Origin of the sequence: Mycobacterium sp. E1715 (assembly GCF_001667625.1) — a bacterium.
Lineage (GTDB): Bacteria > Actinomycetota > Actinomycetes > Mycobacteriales > Mycobacteriaceae > Mycobacterium.
The window spans coordinates 1-660 of record NZ_LZJJ01000472.1; the positions used below are offsets into that span (position 1 = coordinate 1).

The 660-nt window shown below is 68.8% G+C and carries 1 protein-coding gene; it reads left to right on the plus strand.

Going from position 1 to position 660, the window contains the following annotated elements:
- The coding region (locus A9X03_RS23650; RefSeq protein ID WP_156736837.1) for an HNH endonuclease signature motif containing protein at positions 1–617 on the plus strand (617 nt) is incomplete at its 5' end.
- Positions 618–660: the final 43 nt, after the last annotated feature.

A 660-nucleotide genomic window follows, 5' to 3' on the forward strand; every position in this document is an offset into this window, starting at 1 on the left:
AGGACGCGGTGCGCCGCGACACCCGCAGCACGGCGCAACGCCACCACGACGCCTTCCTGGCCGGGCTGCGCGGACTCTTAGCATCGGGGGACTTGGGCTCCCATAACGGGCTGCCGGTGTCGATCGTGGTGAGCACCACGTTGCAGGAGTTGGAGGCTGCGGCCGGTAAGGCCCTGACGGCCGGCGGCACGCTGGTGCCCATGTCCGATGTGATCCGCTGGGCCGGCCACGCCCACCACTATCTGGCGATCTTCGACAACGGGCGGCCCCTGGCGCTGCACCACACCAAACGGCTGGCTTCCCCGGCGCAGCGAATCATGCTCTACGCCAAGGATCGCGGATGTACCAGGCCGGGCTGTGATGCCCCGGCCTACCATAGCCAGGTCCACCACGTCCGAGGCTGGCAAAACACCCGGCGCACCGACATCGACGACCTGACCCTGGCCTGTGGGCCCGACAACCGGCTCGCCGAACAAGGCTGGACCACCCGCACCAACGCCCGCGGCGAAACCGAATGGATCCCCCCACCCCACCTCGACCACGGCCAACCCCGCACCAACACCTACCACCACCCCGAACGCTTCCTCCGCGACACCGACGACGACGAACCCGTTTGACGTAACGACCCGTTTCGCCCGGCTCCGCCGCGCTCACGATCGC